Annotated in this window: 15 protein-coding genes and 1 riboswitch; of the genes, 9 read left to right on the top strand and 6 right to left on the bottom strand. The window is 43.3% G+C overall.

Annotated elements, in window-relative coordinates; genetic code table 11:
* Positions 1-26: 26 nt before the first annotated feature.
* Positions 27-341 (bottom strand): YckD family protein, encoded by a 315-nt coding sequence (locus KS242_RS02580; protein ID WP_254391853.1) that lies wholly within the window; start codon positions 339-341, stop codon positions 27-29.
* Positions 342-473: 132 nt separating this feature from the next.
* Between KS242_RS02580 and thiE the strand changes: the two genes are divergently transcribed.
* The 4 genes from thiE (at position 474) to KS242_RS02600 (ending at position 5,039) form a co-directional block, all read left to right on the top strand.
* Entirely contained in the window at positions 474-1,121 is a 648-nt protein-coding gene (gene thiE, locus KS242_RS02585; RefSeq protein WP_217322889.1) for a thiamine phosphate synthase, read from the top strand.
* 90 nt (positions 1,122-1,211) lie between these two features.
* Positions 1,212-2,285, top strand: coding sequence for a YecA family protein (locus KS242_RS02590; protein WP_217322890.1), 1,074 nt, complete (start codon positions 1,212-1,214; stop codon positions 2,283-2,285).
* 187 nt (positions 2,286-2,472) lie between these two features.
* Complete coding sequence (locus KS242_RS02595) at positions 2,473-3,537, top strand: copper resistance D family protein (RefSeq protein ID WP_217322891.1); 1,065 nt, start codon at positions 2,473-2,475, stop codon at positions 3,535-3,537.
* A 239-nt stretch (positions 3,538-3,776) separates the two neighbouring features.
* Positions 3,777-5,039: a S8 family serine peptidase gene (locus tag KS242_RS02600; protein WP_217322892.1), complete on the top strand. Its 1,263-nt coding sequence runs from the start codon at positions 3,777-3,779 to the stop codon at positions 5,037-5,039.
* Between the two features lie 405 nt (positions 5,040-5,444).
* On the opposite strand, the gene KS242_RS02605 is transcribed toward KS242_RS02600, so the two are convergent.
* Together KS242_RS02605 and KS242_RS02610 are read right to left on the bottom strand one after the other, a co-directional pair.
* Complete coding sequence (locus tag KS242_RS02605; RefSeq protein WP_217322893.1) at positions 5,445-6,641, bottom strand: MFS transporter; 1,197 nt, start codon at positions 6,639-6,641, stop codon at positions 5,445-5,447.
* Positions 6,642-6,646: 5 nt separating this feature from the next.
* Positions 6,647-7,690, bottom strand: coding sequence for an ArsR/SmtB family transcription factor (locus tag KS242_RS02610; protein ID WP_217322894.1), 1,044 nt, complete (start codon positions 7,688-7,690; stop codon positions 6,647-6,649).
* Between the two features lie 72 nt (positions 7,691-7,762).
* On the opposite strand from KS242_RS02610, the gene KS242_RS02615 reads away from it, so the two are divergent.
* The 4 genes from KS242_RS02615 (at position 7,763) to KS242_RS02630 (ending at position 10,355) form a co-directional block, all read left to right on the top strand.
* A complete protein-coding gene (locus tag KS242_RS02615) occupies positions 7,763-8,245 on the top strand; it encodes an NUDIX hydrolase (protein WP_217322895.1) in 483 nt (160 codons plus the stop codon).
* A gap of 47 nt (positions 8,246-8,292) precedes the next feature.
* Positions 8,293-8,658, top strand: a complete 366-nt coding sequence (locus KS242_RS02620; RefSeq protein WP_217322896.1) for a DoxX family protein — start codon at positions 8,293-8,295, stop codon at positions 8,656-8,658.
* Between the two features lie 68 nt (positions 8,659-8,726).
* Positions 8,727-9,803, top strand: a complete 1,077-nt coding sequence (locus tag KS242_RS02625) for a tetratricopeptide repeat-containing glycosyltransferase family 2 protein (protein ID WP_217322897.1) — start codon at positions 8,727-8,729, stop codon at positions 9,801-9,803.
* Positions 9,804-9,866: 63 nt separating this feature from the next.
* Entirely contained in the window at positions 9,867-10,355 is a 489-nt protein-coding gene (locus KS242_RS02630; protein ID WP_254391785.1) for a DUF456 domain-containing protein, read from the top strand.
* Positions 10,356-10,386: 31 nt separating this feature from the next.
* Here KS242_RS02630 and KS242_RS02635 read toward each other — a convergent pair whose 3' ends face one another.
* The 3 genes from KS242_RS02635 to KS242_RS02645 form a co-directional block, all read right to left on the bottom strand.
* Positions 10,387-10,680 carry a DUF3817 domain-containing protein gene (locus KS242_RS02635; protein WP_217322898.1) on the bottom strand — a complete coding sequence of 98 codons (294 nt, stop codon included), beginning with the start codon at positions 10,678-10,680 and terminating at the stop codon, positions 10,387-10,389.
* Positions 10,681-10,771: 91 nt separating this feature from the next.
* Positions 10,772-11,557 (bottom strand): carbon-nitrogen family hydrolase, encoded by a 786-nt coding sequence (locus KS242_RS02640; RefSeq protein WP_217322899.1) that lies wholly within the window; start codon positions 11,555-11,557, stop codon positions 10,772-10,774.
* Positions 11,554-12,648 carry an iron-containing alcohol dehydrogenase family protein gene (locus KS242_RS02645; protein ID WP_217322900.1) on the bottom strand — a complete coding sequence of 365 codons (1,095 nt, stop codon included), beginning with the start codon at positions 12,646-12,648 and terminating at the stop codon, positions 11,554-11,556. The genes KS242_RS02640 and KS242_RS02645 overlap by 4 nt, the downstream gene beginning before the upstream one ends.
* 79 nt (positions 12,649-12,727) lie before the next feature.
* Positions 12,728-12,831, bottom strand: a riboswitch (SAM riboswitch).
* A gap of 104 nt (positions 12,832-12,935) precedes the next feature.
* Here KS242_RS02645 and KS242_RS02650 point away from each other — a divergent pair.
* Positions 12,936-14,114, top strand: a complete 1,179-nt coding sequence (locus tag KS242_RS02650) for a pyridoxal phosphate-dependent aminotransferase (protein ID WP_217322901.1) — start codon at positions 12,936-12,938, stop codon at positions 14,112-14,114.
* Positions 14,115-14,116: the final 2 nt, after the last annotated feature.

The following is a 14,116-nucleotide window of genomic DNA, read 5'->3' on the forward strand; positions in this document are numbered from 1 at the left end:
AGGAAAATCCTGCTGATTAGATTGTATTACTTGTTCGGTTGGAGAGGACGTCCATGCGGATGTGGCTTTGGAACAAAGCCATCCTTTTCAAGCTGTGCAAAGCGGTCATCCAGATGCTTTATAATTTGGTCAGCTTTCTTCTCAGAGAAAACGCCAAATTCTACGTACTTTTGGATGATCTCTTTTTCCTGTTCTAAAGCTTCCTTCTGCAGCGAAGCTATTTCCTGTTTCTGCTCTGCTGTCAGCACGTCCGCCACAGCTTTGTCAGCAGCAAATGAGGCAGCGGGATTGCATACAACCAAACCACAGCAAAGTGCGATAACAATTGCCCCAGCTTTCATCCATTTCAACATAATCATCTCCTTTTAAAAATAAAAAGCTTGCATTTACTTTGCACAGTTTGGATTGTAGTATCCGTATTTCACACTTTTTCCTAATTTGGGAGGTGCGCTGGAAGTAGCTATATACGAATAATGTCGAGGAGAAAGGAGCAGACAATGAAAGAAAAATTAGCATTATATTTTATTATGGGAAGTCAGAACTGCCCGCACAAAAATCCAGAAGAGATACTGGAACAGGCACTAAAAGCAGGTATTACAATGTTTCAGTTTCGAGAAAAAGGTGAAGCAGCGCTAATCAGTCAGGAAAAAAGGCAGCTGGCCGAACGACTTCAGGAGAGATGCCGTGCATACAGTGTCCCTTTCATCGTGAATGATGACGTAGACTTGGCCATCGCTATCGGAGCAGACGGTGTACATATCGGACAAGATGATGAAGCAATGCAGCAGGTGAAGAAACGCTGTCCAGTACACTTCATCATTGGAGTGAGTGCAACAAATGCAGCAGAAGCCAATAAGGCAATCAAAGAGGGTGCTGATTATGTCGGTGTTGGACCGATTGCAGCAACGCGCACGAAGATGGATGCCAGATGCCCAATTGGCTTAACAGGTCTTCAGCGAATACGAAAGCAGCTTGGCAACTCCCCAATCGTAGCCATCGGTGGCATTAATCATAAAAATGCAAGAGCTGTACGGGAAGCTGGAGCAGATGGCATTTCCTTCATCTCCGTGTTAACGAAAGCGGCAGATATCCAAGGGGCTGTAAACCTGCTGAAGCTATGAAGATTAAAAAGGTGCACAATTGTGTGCACTCTTTTTAATTTGCAGAAATTGCAATAAGATAGAGACAAGTCTTATAAATGGAGTGAACAAATGATTAAAAATCTTAAACCAATCTCTTTAGCAGAAGTACTTGCTCTATATACGAAAAGTGATCTGGACCAAATTAGAAGAGATTATAAAATAAAGGGAATCAGTCAGCTGAGTAAACGTGACTTGGTGCCCAAATTGGCAGAACTGCTTCCCGAAAAGTTAGCACTAAATTTTGCAACATTGAATGAAGAACAATACAAGCTGATCAAGCAGGCAATGCATAATCAAGGCTATCTTTCAGCATCGGCATTCGAAGCAGGCAGGGCAGACGTATTATTTTACAAATTAATTTTGTTTCCAATTGATAGGGATAACAATCCTTTCCTTGTAATCCCTGAAGAGTGTATGCAAGTATTCAGAACAATTGATTCGCCGACCTATGTGAAACAGGTAAAGCAGAATTCTGCGTACATCACGCTTACACGAGGACTGCTGTATCATTACGGCGTACTTTCTTTACGAGATTTAATTTCGCATGTGGAAAGGCTGACTAGCGGCTCTTTTGATTACACTTATTACATTGATGTGCTTCACAATGCTGCCCTGTACTATGACGATATCCGATTTGCTGCAAGTGGATTGGCTGATTGGCGTGTTGAGGATCCAGAAGCGCTGCTGCGCACCATACAAAGCAGGTCTGATTTAGACTATTATCCATATACAAAGGAACAGATTATACAGGCTGGAGAAGAAGACTATCTAGCAGTAAATAAACCACTCCGTGCGTTTAAAACGTATATGCAGAAAAATTACTCCATCAGTAATGAAGAAATTCACGACCTGCTGGATGAGTACTTGGGTATGGTAAAACAAGATATTCCGCTTCAAAACATGGTACAAATGTTTATCATGGAATTTGAGGTTGACTCAGAACAGATTATTCAAGAAGTTGTTGATTTACTGGTTGCTTTAAACAATAACTCACCAAAATGGACGTTGAAAGGTTATGTGCCTACACAGCTGCGCAGAAACCCTTCCAATGTAGTGGATCTGAAAACATACAAAAAAACTGGACGTAATCAGCCTTGTACGTGTGGAAGCGGAAAAAAACATAAACAGTGCTGCGGTAAATAAGCATGATGAAGACATGTCGGATTGGGACATGTCTTTTTTGCGATACAAAAGAAGTGTTCAAATTTAGTCACAATTCCTTCTATACGCTCGTCTGATTCTTTTATACGATGAAAGAGATATGTAGAAAATTGGAGTTGTGGATAATGAAGCTGCAGGCATTATTTATATATAAAAGGACTAATTCAGCATGATTCTTGTTCCGTTAATGGAATTGCTATCGTACATTGCATTCTCTTTTGTCGCTGGTTATCTTGTCTTTCGTCTTGTTCGCAAACAAGAAGCGGCAGTTCAGACACCGCGAAGTGATGTCTTGGCTGGTGCGGCGTCCGCTGCACTTGTCACAAGCGGTCCTGTTATTAACCTGGTTTCTCTTATCGGAGCAAAAGACGGTTATGGAAAAGCGTTGTTAACCGTTTTATTTCAGACAACTGCTGGTCATGTGTGGCTTGGGATCTTTTTGCTGGCTATTTGCGTTTGGGTGCTGTTGTATGTGAATAAACTGCCAGTGACTACGCTCGTTCTTTTTCTTGGCATGTTGTTTCTTCATGCTTATGGGAGCCATTCAAGCGGAAGTGTAATGGATACGTTGGCTCACTTTGTGCACTTAAGTGCCGCTGTGTTTTGGGTAGGTGTGCTGGTACACGTGTGTTTTTACACTTCCAAACACTTTAGTTGGGAAAGTTTCCTAAAATGGTTCGCCCCATTTGCTGCAGTGCTTGTTATGGCAGTGATAGGAAGCGGCATTATTGTCATGTTGTTTGCCATGGATATACAAGATTACGGCAATGCGTTAATGCTGACGTATGGACAGATGTTACTCATCAAGCATATTGTGTTTATTCCCGTGCTTGTCTTTACTGTTATTAACCTGTTTTTGGTGAGAAAAGTGCGGCAGCATCCTCACTTTCAGCCGTTAAATTGGATCCGGGCAGAGGCGTTTCTTTTAGCTATTGTGTTTGCTTGTTCAGCGCTGCTGGGGTCTTCGGCAGCACCCGCAGATATAGCAGAAGCGTTAAGAAATGCTGGAGCTGCACCGATATTCGGCAGTATATTTCAACGTGTGACAGCTGGAAGTGTCGCAACCTGGTATATGAGCATAACTGGGATTGTTTGCTTTGTTGGAGCGGGACTATTTTTAGGGAGCATTCTTTATTTTTGCAAAAAAAGAGCGAGGGCTAGCTTTGCCTTGGCAGCTGCATGTGCTGCTTCGGGACTTTTGTACGCTGCAATTATGTCTAGTTTGCGATTCTAAATCATTAATAAAAAGACATTATTCCACCTTAACTCACAGAGAATAGCTTCTGGGCAACTATTCTGCTGAGAAAAGGAAATAAACACTGGAATAATGTCTTTTTCTGTATGCTTATGCTGTTTGATTTCCCAATACATTTCCATGTAAGCCTATGCTAGATTTACTGTAATAGTTTCTGAGAGTCACAGACAGAGAGGGACGAACTTTTCAGTGACTATAAAAACTAGCGAGGTGATCAAATGAAAAGAAAACTGGCAAGTGTCGCTGCAGTGGCTATGTTAGGATTAGCTGCTTTCCAGCCGTTACAAGCTTCCGCTGCACCAGATCAAACGGCAAAGCATGAGGAAGTGCGAGTACTGGTAAAACAGAAGGACGGTGTCTTCACAGCGCAAGCTACAGATAAAGTGAAGCAGGAGCACGGTGTCCGAAACAGCTTTGGCAATCAGGGATTTACAACGGAAGTATCCAAAAAAGAACTCAAAGAACTGAAAGCTGATAAAGCTTTGGAAGTCACAGAAGTAAGCGTGTATACCAAACAGGAAGTGACGAAAAAACGAGACGTCTCCGCTCAGGCGATATCCAATCGTACACCTTGGGGTATAGAAGCAATTTATAACAATCCATCCATTACCCGCACGTCCGGCGGTGATAATATTAATATTGCCGTTTTGGATTCAGGTACATCTGTTAATCACCCTGACCTCGCAGCCAATGTGGAGCAATGCATTGACTTTACGCAATATTACAGTGGACAAGTGAACGGGAGTTGTGTCGACCGTGATGGCCATGGCACACATGTTTCCGGAAGTGCGCTGGCTAATGGGGGCAATGGTTCTGGAATTTACGGTGTAGCACCCGAAGCTGACCTTTGGGCTTACAAAGTGCTTGGCGATGATGGTCGCGGTTTTTCTGATGATATAGCTAACGCGATTCAAAAAGCTGCTGATGAGGGGGCAAACCGTGGCGAGCGAGTCATTATCTCCATGTCACTTGGCGGCAAAAAAGATCCGCTTATAGAAAGTGCTGTCAGTTATGCGAACAGCAGAGGAGCGCTTGTTATAGCTGCAACAGGTAACTCCGGTCCTTATGAAGGATCAATTAGTTATCCAGCTGCATTGCCGGGAGCAGTCGGTGTAGCCAATCTGGAAAATCGCCAGCAAAATGGTACATACCGCGTGGGTGATTCTTCTTCCAGAGGATACAGCCGAACAGACGGTGATTATAGGATCCAGGAAGGCGATGTGGAAGTATCAGCACCTGGGTCAGCAATTATTTCCACTTATCCTGGAAATGGGTATGCGTCTTTAACAGGTACATCCATGGCGACTCCGCATATTTCCGGATTAGCAGCAAAAATTTGGTCTGAAAATACAAGCTTAAGCAGCTCGCAAGTGCGACAAACATTGCAAGCACGTGCGCAATCTAACGACATACTTGGCGGTTACGGAGCAGCAAGAGGCGATGATTATGCTTCAGGTTTCGGTTTCCCACTTGTTCAATAAAATGTCTTGAATAAGAGGCTGGGACATAACTGTTTAAGCTATATAAAATCCAAACAATACTGCAATTAAAAGCAGTGTTGTTTGGATTTTTTGCATTATATACGAATATGAAAGTATCGCTTCGTAAATACACTCCGCTTTCCTGCGGGCAGCTGTGGAGTCTCCGTGTATTTCCTACGCTAATTCTTGTTATGAGAACCCTTACTAGTATAGACAGAATACGTAGACTCCTCGAAAATAAAAAGCGATTTTCTTGTCGGCGTCTACTTCAAAAGCCATTCTTGTCTGAAGATAACAGCTAAATTTGGAAAGCAACAGCCGTTTGAGGGCTGCATTAAAAGTATGAATCTATTCATCGTTCGCTTTTAGGATGAATTAATCTTGTTTGGTCCCAGCCTCTTCTCTTTATAGGTCGCGAGGTAATTTCCAAATAAATAGCACGGAGATAGTGGCAATCCCTCCGCCGAGCATGATTGTTGATTCCATACCAATCCACTCTGACAGCAAACCGCCGCAAATAGAGGCGACTGGCAATAATGTAAATGTGATGAACCGGGATGATGCTTGGACACGTCCTAATAAATGCTGTGGTGTGTATTGCTGACGTATAGTTTTAATAATTGGGTTAATTGCTCCGGCAGATGATGTCCCAATTAAATTGAGGAGAGCTATCAGCCAGATGTTGTCTGTCAGACTAATAAAGATGATGGATAAGCCGCCAATTAACTTGGCGGTAAATAGTATCTGTCTGTAAGTACCTACTCGATCTGCATAAAAACCGAGCACTGTGCCAGATACAGCACCAATACCACCGGCAGATAAGACGATACCAATTAACAGCGGATCATGTGTAAGCTTATTCACATAGATGACAAGCAAGACAATAAGAAATTGAATACCAAAATTGGAGATTAATAGAATCAGATTTGTAAACCAGATTTCTTTTTTGCAGTATATGAATGCAAAGCCTTCCTTTAATTCTTGTGTGTAAACAGAGAGCGAAAACGGTTTAGCGCTAGCAGGCTTTTGCTGGTAAGGCAGGAGAAAAATCAGCCAAACTGCGAAGAAAGCAAGGGTACTCATGACGATTAAGCTAGACTGCATATGGAAGAATAAAAGTACAACGCCGCCGATGCTGGGACCGATCACAATACTCAGCTGATAAAGAGCGCTCTCGAGGCTGTTTGCAAAATGAAGCTGTCTGGCAGTGACGATAAATGGGATGGCGGTAAATTGTGCTCCTTGATAAAAGATAGCAGCAAATCCAATGACAAAAGAAAGTGCGATTAAGAACAACATCGACAAGTGACCTGATGCAGCCAACGCACTGAGAAGCAGAAAACAAGCAAATCGAACAATGTCAGCCAGCAGCAATATACCTTTCCAATTGGCTCTGTCTAAAATAGGTCCTACGAAAGGCTGCAGCACCATCGATGCTCGTTCGGCAGCAATGGTGGCCGTAACAGCGATGGGAGAAGATGTCACTTCCAGCACGAGTAGCGGAAGAAGGATGCTGTACACTTGTCCGGCCATATTGGCTATCGTCGTACTCATCATCAGGCGGGATAATGGATGGGTTAACGTAATTCGCTGTTCTGTCATAGAACCTACTCCTTTAGAAAGTGGTACAGTTCACTATCCAAGGGAGCAATACTTTGTTTGTTTACATAGTAAACTTGTTTATTGGAATCAATCAGTCCTGCAGATTTCAACATTTTTAAGTGATGATGCAGTGTTGATTTAGCGGCAGGCATTTGCTCTGCCAGCTGCTGCAGTGTTTGTTCACCTTCGTTTAATCGTTTTAGCAAATGAAGGCGCATGGCATCGCCGAGCGCTTTATATTTACGTACGAGCATCGTATCCGGATTATATCTGTTTTCTGGATCGATGCTATTTGCATGGACCGGATAATAAAACACCTTTGTGCCTGGCAAGTCAGCGGTTATTGTCCACGGTCTGTAGTAGTAATGCGGGATGAATAGAATGGTATGGATGGACTCATCTGGCTTAAAGCTTGGACTGTGTGTTATCCAGCGCATGAAATCTAACTTTTCCATCGTTTCCAGCTTGCGCTTTTTATCTACCGTATCTCGTGCCAGCATATCCTGTAATCCTTCTTCGCGCGGTTTGATCACTTCCTGGAACCAATCCGTCATGACGGAAAGCAAATGCTCTTTTAGGAACTGACTGTCTGTTTGTGCAATAAAAGCAATATAGTCTGGAAAGAAAGGATTATCCGCGGTTATTTCTTGAAGTTTTGCAATGCTATGCTTATCACCAGACGCAGCTTCTTTTCGAGTTTCTTCGAACGAACTGCCGATATACGGGAGGCACTGTTCACGCAACGTGGTAGCAGACAACTGTTTAATTTCTTCTGACCAATCAGCTAAGCTATGCGCATTAGAATGATGGAGTAATTGGAGCAGTGCTTTCCATGTATTCCGCTCATGTACAATCTTTAAAGAACGTTGAAGTTGATCTGAAAAGCCATTTTCTGGGTTATCCCACATCTTATCAATATGCTCAAGCGTACCAGAAAGTGATGTGTTCGTTATCGCGGCAATACCTAAAGCCGCTTCCCAGAGTAACGATGATTCGAAATGAATGGTATAATCATTATTTGCTTTAAACCCAGACTGAATTATCTTCATATTATCACCTCAGTAATATTCTATATTATCGGAATATTATATTCAATAAAAATCGAATGGAGCGTCTTGAAAATGGTGTATCATCGTGCATTTGGTGTTTATGCTGTCATCTATAAAAAAGGAGAATTACTCGTTATTCATAAAGGGAGAGGTCCGTATTGTAACCGATATGATTTGCCTGGAGGCAGTCTGGAAGAAGGAGAGGGCTTACTGGAGGCTGTTATTCTTGAAGTAAAAGAAGAGACAGGCTTGTCAGCAACTATTTCTAGGCAAATTGGAGCGGTTGATTTCGTGCTTCCATGGAAGTGGAAGAACTTTACCCATGTGCATCATACAGCTGTTTTGTATGTTGCAGAGGTGACGGGAGACTTGCAGGTTCCCGAGCAGTTTGCCGGGCAAGATGCGAAAGGGGCGACTTGGATACCAATCATTCAGATATCCGCCGCAAACAGTTCTCCTTTAGTAACACAAGCAGTAAATTGGCTTCGTTCAGGTGAACTGCCGCTGGAAACGGTCGTCTATTCAGATTGGGAAGTGAAGAAGGGGTGTTTTTAAGAAGTTAATCAGGGTATTACATAAGGAAAAAGAAGGTGTCGCTGGCAATGAAAAAGATTGGTTTGTATCTATTTAGTGCTATGTTTATCGCGGCCGCTATTGCACACTTTGTATTAGATGACGGGTTTGTCGCTATGCTTCCTGCGTATGTGCCGCTGCGCTATTTCTTAATTTATTTGACTGGAATTGCAGAAATCGTATTAGCTATTGGTCTGCTAGTACCTTCGACTAGACGGTTCACCGCCATTGTAACAATCATTTATTTAATTGCCATTTTCCCGGCAAATATTTATAGTGCGGTTTATGATATACCGGCTCCTGGTATGGAGGAGACAAATCAGGCAATTCTATATATCCGCTTGCTTTTCCAGCCGCTGTTAATTTGGTGGGTATGGAAAGTAACACGACGATAATTCATTCAAGCAATACTCTGTGTCCCTTGTGCATACGTTAAAGTATCAACAAAATGCCGAGGTGACGTATGCATTCTATCAGTCTTTGTATGATCGTTAAGAACGAAGAAGAAGTCCTTGCTGGCTGTTTGGAGAGTGTGCAGGATTTAGTAGATGAAATTATCATTGTCGATACGGGTTCAACAGATAAGACCAAGGAGATTGCTTCCCAGTTTACAAGCCGAATTTTTGATTTTGAATGGATCAACGATTTTTCTGCGGCTAGAAATTACAGCTTTAGTAAAGCGACAAGTGACTATATTATGTGGCTGGATGCAGATGATGTCCTATTGTCAAAAGATCAAGCAGCGCTTCGTGATTTATGGAGTGGAATACATGATGATGTGGATGTGGTGTCTATGTATTACCACACCGCCTTGGATGAAGCAGGGCGTCCGTTATTTTTGTATAGACGCAACCGGATTGTGAAGCGCAGCAAAAACTTTCGCTGGCGCGGGGCAGTGCATGAGTACTTGGAATTTGGAGGGAATATTGTTGCATCAGAAATAGCGGTCACACATCGTAAAAGTGAAAAGTCCCATGTGCTCTCTGACCGCAATTTGCGTATCTATGAATCCTACGTGGCCTCTGGCAGAGAACTGACGCCAAGAGACATGTTTTATTATGCAAATGAATTGAAAGACCATGGAAAGCTTGAACAGGCAAAGTCTTATTATATGGAATTTCTACGTTCCAAACAGGGCTGGGTAGAAGATAATATTCGCGCCTGTCAGTATTTAGCGGATTGCTGTAAAGCTACAGGCGATACCGAAGCTTATCGTATGCATCTGTTTCGTTCTTTTCAATATGACCGTCCGCGACCGGAATTTTGCTGTTTTATTGGAGACTTTTTTACAGAAGAACAAAACTATGATGCAGGCGCGTATTGGTACCGGCAAGCTTTGGATTATGAAGGAAAGGAACTGCCAGGCTTTAGTGTACCTGCGTATACGACGTGGTACCCATATGTTCAGCTGACGCTTTGTTACTCTCGGCTAGGACTGATGGAACAAGCGAAGTCTGCCCATCTTCAAGCTGTTTCTTATCATCCAGATCATCCGAGTGTCCAGCATAATGCGGCGTTTTTTGAGAAGCTAAGGCTTTAATGTTCATTTCTTGTTCGGTGTGTCATAATACGAATTATCAAGATAAGATATGGAGGATTATTTGTGGCATTAGATATTATTGCGTGGATTATTATTGGGTTGGCATTCATTGCTAGTTTTGCAGGAATTATTTACCCGGTTATCCCATCGCCGCTAATGCTCTGGATTGGTTTCCTTGTGTTCCAATTCATGCTAAGTGATGGCGATTTGTCTGTTCTATTCTGGATTGCAATGGTAATCTTGACGGTCATCTTGATCATATCGGATATTATTGCGAATAGTTACTTTGTGAAGAAATTCGGCGGCAGCAAATGGGGAGAACGAATCGCAGCTATTGGTGTTATTGTCGGTTCGTTTATCTTCCCGCCTATCGGAATCATTGTTGTCCCGTTTATTGCTGTCTTGGTGACAGAGTTAGTCCAAAGAAGAACGCCGAAGGAAGCACTATATTCGTCAATCGGATCGTTGCTAGGTTTCCTCGGTGGATCGATAGCCAAGATTGTCATTCAGCTTATTATGATTATTTGGTTCTTTATCGCAGCATTTGTCTAAAGAAAAAAGCGAGCATCTTTGCTCGCTTTTTTTATGCATATTCTGTTTTCTGTAGTCGCATATCGAAAATATAATAACCGAACGGAATAACGGATGCAATCAAGGCGAAGAAAGCCCATTTCAATCCCCAGCCGACTTTCAATGTGGTGTAGCCAGTCCAGGCTACATACAGAACGAATAGTCCTCCGTGGATGGCGCCGATATAGGTTACGAAGATTGGTATGTCCATCATGTATTTCAACGGCATTGCTACGATTAGCAGCAGAAGCAAAGACGTTCCTTCCAAAAAGCCGATTATACGGAACCATTTTAGTGTCGCTTCCATGAAAGCCCTCCCAGAAACTATTTGTTAATAGTATAAGCAAGCTTGCCCATCTTTACCACTCTTAGGGAGAACTTGTCATAAGTTTGTCAAATTATCCTTGCACGTCATAAATTGTTGGCCGTCTGTCCTGGAATACGGGAATTTGGTTTCGCACATCATCCACTTGCTCCAGATTGGCTTCACCATATAGGATTGTCGCTTCCTCGCCTGCTTCTGCGATTATTTCTCCCCATGGGCCAATGATGACGCTGTGGCCGGCGAACGTATTAGCAGGATCACTGCCGGCACGATTGCAAGCAACAACATAACATTGGTTTTCAATAGCGCGGCTTAACAGAAGGGCGCGCCAATGATCCAGCCGCGGTTTTGGCCATTCTGCGGCGACAAACAGAACTTGCTGTCCGTTAATCATATGTGTGCGGATGAATTCAGGGAAGCGAATATCATAACAAATGACGCCGGCAGCTTGTACTGCCCCTAAAGAGAACGATGCCGTTTTGTCCCCTTGGTGTAGATACTTTTCCTCATCCATTAAACGAAATAGATGTGCCTTATCATATTCATGCAGCAGGTCACCAGTTGGGCCATAAACAAGCATCGTATTATAAACGCCGGATTTTGTACGTTTTGCAATACTGCCAGCAACAATGTGTACCTGGTATGTCTTCGCCAAATCATGGATAAAGTGTTTTGTTGTTTCGCCGTGCGTATCACTAATTTGATCAAGTCTTGTCAAATCATAACCCGTTGTCCACAGCTCAGGAAGCACAATCACGTCGGCGTTTTTCTGAGCTTCTTTAATTAACGCTTCAACTTGTTCGTAATTTGTATCAGGATCACCAAAGACAACATTGTGCTGTACAAGCGCTAGTTTCATTGTTTCACTCCTTGATTTTCTGCTATGAATGATTCCAAACGCTGCATAGCTTCTACTACTTGTTCGGAAGAGGAGACATGCATAAAGTGAATCGATTCCCCGGGAGCAACTGCGCCGTCCGCAGCAGTTTTCATCGCAGTTTCTATATTATCTTTAATACCAAGCTCTTTTAAGACAGTAGGTAAACCAAGTCTGCGGTACGTAGGAAGCAGCACTAAAATCTCATCAAATTTCTCCTCCAAAGCCAGCTGTACAAGAATACCGTAAGCGACTTTATTGCCGTGCAGCTGTTCGTGTGTTTCTGCTACTCGTGTCAAGCCGTTATGGATAGAATGTGCACCGGCAATGCGTCCATATTCATCTCCAAAACCGCCTACCATACCGCCGGCCATAATAACGGTTTCTGCAACACGTAAAAAGGCACTGTCTGCACGATGATTTTGCAGTGAGCAAATCGCTGCATCCCCTTCTGCAATTAAAATATCGCGGCATAATCTAGCTGCACTGCGGGAAATTTGGACAGCAAGGGGCTGATCGGTCATTTTCTCGGTAAGTGCATCTGCTTCATACCACTTCGCTAATGTATCGCCAATTCCCGCGATTAAATAGGGAGCAGGTGTTGTGAGCAGGAGCTTGGGCTCTACAAGCAGCATAAACGTACTGCGGGGGAAGATGGTATATTCAACAAAGTTTCCTGCTTCATCATAGAAAACACTAAGAGAAGCCCATGGCGAACAGTTGGAGACGATGGTTGGAATTAAGATAACTGGCAGGTTAGCATCATTAGCTGCTGCTTTTGCAGTATCCAAAACTTTTCCGCCGCCAACGCCAATGATGAACTGTGCTTCTTGCTCTTGTGCTGCATCTGCTAGACGTGCAGCTTCTGCATGTGTGCACTGCCCATTATAGGCAACGCGTGTAACGGGCAAGTCAATAGGATCAAGAAACGGAGCTGCGGATTTCCACGATGCATCGCCATGTATAAGCAGACCGTTTGTCCAAGCCATTTCTGCTAGCTTTGCAGGCAGACTTTCTAATATATTTTCTTCACAGGCGTAATAGTTGGGAGCGCCTTTTATTTGAATGGTCATGTGATCACCTCGGTCATTATTAACACAAAAAAACTCTTCCAAGCGAATATGGAAGAGGGAAAGGTTGTGTCATTTCTTCCCCTTATCCCTCAGCTTGCTGCTGTTGGAATTAGCACCGTGTGCATCGCTGCACCGGTTGCCGGGCTTCATCGGGCCAGTCCCTCCGCCTTCTCTTGATAAGAGTGTGTGATTGCTGTATGATTTGTTCATTATCGCACTCTATTTGCAACACTGTCAAGATTGGTAATAGTCAGAAATAGAGGCGTAACAACAGGAGCGTGAGTAACATGGATTTTCCAATTTCGGATGCATTAAAACGACTGCCAGAACAATTTTTTGCCAGCTTGGTGCATAAAGTAAGTCTGCTGGAGCAGGAAGGGCACGATATCATTAAACTGGGACAGGGGAATCCTGATTTGCCGACACCACAGCATATTGTGGACAAGTTAAAAGAAGCTTCTGATAATCCGGCTTATCATAAATATTCGCCATTCCGAGGCTTTGATTTTCTTAAACAAGCTGTCTGTGATTTTTATGCGCGCGAGTATAATGTGGAATTGGATCCTGAGACGGAAGTGGCCATTATGTTCGGATCGAAGACAGGTTTAGTGGAAATCAGCCAATGTCTATTGAATCCAGGAGATTTGGCGTTGCTTCCAGATCCGGGATACCCGGATTATATGTCTGGCATTGAGCTGGCACAAGCGAGAACAACGCTGCTGCCTTTACATGCTGAAAATGATTTCTTGCCAGATTATAATACGATTGCTCACAAGGATTTAGAAGAGGCAAAGCTGCTGTTTCTTAACTATCCGAACAACCCGACTGCAGCAACTGCAGATCAGGCATTTTTCGATAAGACAGTAGAGCTGGCAAAGGAACATCAAATATGTGTACTGCATGACTTTGCATATGGGGCGCTTGGATTTGATGGGCAGAAGCCGCAAAGCTTTTTGCAATCTGAAGGCAGCAAGGAAGTCGGCATTGAGATGTACACGTTGTCGAAAACGTATAATATGGCAGGCTGGCGTATCGCCTTTGCTGTTGGTAATGCATCTGTTATTGAAAGTATTAATCTGATTCAAGATCACGTTTATGTGAGTTTGTTTGGTGCGATGCAGGAAGCGGCTGCTTATGCGCTGACATCGGATCAGACTTGTGTAGAGGAGCTTCTTCATACATATGAATCGAGAAGGGATGCTTTCCTTGGCCATCTTCGTACGATCGGCTGGGAGGTGCCAGAACCAAAAGGAACATTCTTTGTGTGGCTGCCCGTTCCAAAGGGATATACTTCTGAAGCATTTGCTGACCTATTGCTAGAAGAAGCGCATGTGGCAGTAGCACCTGGAAACGGATTTGGTGCGTACGGGGAAGGATATGTACGTGCGGGACTGCTGGATTCGGAAGAAAGATTAATAGAAGCTGCAAAGCGGATTGAGAAGCTTGGCATTTTCTCAAAAGCATAAAG

Source organism: Terribacillus sp. DMT04 (genome assembly GCF_019056395.1).
GTDB lineage: Bacteria > Bacillota > Bacilli > Bacillales > Amphibacillaceae > Terribacillus > Terribacillus aidingensis_A.

Bases quoted from the DNA above. Each gene is read 5' to 3' on its own strand.
- KS242_RS02640 (WP_217322899.1), bottom strand. From the start codon at position 11,557: ATGAAACTAGCGCTTGTACAGCACAATGTTGTCTTTGGTGATCCTGAT.
- KS242_RS02615 (WP_217322895.1), top strand. From the start codon at position 7,763: ATGGTGTATCATCGTGCATTTGGTGTTTATGCTGTCATCTATAAAAAA.
- KS242_RS02610 (WP_217322894.1), bottom strand. From the start codon at position 7,690: ATGAAGATAATTCAGTCTGGGTTTAAAGCAAATAATGATTATACCATT.
- thiE (WP_217322889.1), top strand. From the start codon at position 474: ATGTCGAGGAGAAAGGAGCAGACAATGAAAGAAAAATTAGCATTATAT.
- KS242_RS02595 (WP_217322891.1), top strand. From the start codon at position 2,473: ATGATTCTTGTTCCGTTAATGGAATTGCTATCGTACATTGCATTCTCT.
- KS242_RS02590 (WP_217322890.1), top strand. From the start codon at position 1,212: ATGATTAAAAATCTTAAACCAATCTCTTTAGCAGAAGTACTTGCTCTA.
- KS242_RS02620 (WP_217322896.1), top strand. From the start codon at position 8,293: ATGAAAAAGATTGGTTTGTATCTATTTAGTGCTATGTTTATCGCGGCC.
- KS242_RS02650 (WP_217322901.1), top strand. From the start codon at position 12,936: ATGGATTTTCCAATTTCGGATGCATTAAAACGACTGCCAGAACAATTT.
- KS242_RS02635 (WP_217322898.1), bottom strand. From the start codon at position 10,680: ATGGAAGCGACACTAAAATGGTTCCGTATAATCGGCTTTTTGGAAGGA.
- KS242_RS02605 (WP_217322893.1), bottom strand. From the start codon at position 6,641: ATGACAGAACAGCGAATTACGTTAACCCATCCATTATCCCGCCTGATG.
- KS242_RS02580 (WP_254391853.1), bottom strand. From the start codon at position 341: ATGAAAGCTGGGGCAATTGTTATCGCACTTTGCTGTGGTTTGGTTGTA.
- KS242_RS02600 (WP_217322892.1), top strand. From the start codon at position 3,777: ATGAAAAGAAAACTGGCAAGTGTCGCTGCAGTGGCTATGTTAGGATTA.
- KS242_RS02645 (WP_217322900.1), bottom strand. From the start codon at position 12,648: ATGACCATTCAAATAAAAGGCGCTCCCAACTATTACGCCTGTGAAGAA.
- KS242_RS02625 (WP_217322897.1), top strand. From the start codon at position 8,727: ATGCATTCTATCAGTCTTTGTATGATCGTTAAGAACGAAGAAGAAGTC.